The organism is Neisseria sp. P0008.S010 (assembly GCF_051962715.1).
Classification (GTDB): domain Bacteria; phylum Pseudomonadota; class Gammaproteobacteria; order Burkholderiales; family Neisseriaceae; genus Neisseria; species Neisseria elongata.
This window is the reverse complement of sequence record NZ_JBQCVA010000184.1, coordinates 1-398: the sequence shown is the minus strand read 5'-3', so window position 1 is coordinate 398 and position 398 is coordinate 1. Positions and strand designations below refer to the sequence as shown.

At 52.0% G+C, this 398-nt stretch carries 1 rRNA gene; it reads left to right on the top strand.

The features are described 5' to 3' along the window. Positions 1 to 398 (top strand): 16S ribosomal RNA (locus tag ACTHSL_RS13140); the annotation flags it as partial.

Sequence of the window (398 nt, the reverse complement as noted above, 5' to 3'; positions counted from 1 at the left end):
TGGGTTGTAAAGCTCTTTAGCGAGGGAAGAAGGTAGATACGGTGAACAATCGTGTTTGCTGACGGTACCTCGAGAATAAGCACCGGCTAATTTCGTGCCAGCAGCCGCGGTAATACGAAAGGTGCAAGCGTTACTCGGAATCACTGGGCGTAAAGCGCGCGTAGGCGGACTCGTAGGTCAATTGTGAAATACCTGGGCTCAACCCAGGAACTGCAGTTGAAACCGCTTGTCTTGAATACTTGAGAGGGTGGGGGAATACCTGGTGGAGAAGTGAAATTCGTAGAGATCAGGTGGAACACCGGAGGCGAAGGCGCCTGCCTGGCAATGTATTGACGCTGAGGCGCGAAAGTGCGGGGAGCAAACAGGATTAGATACCCTAGTAGTCCTGTCTCTTATAC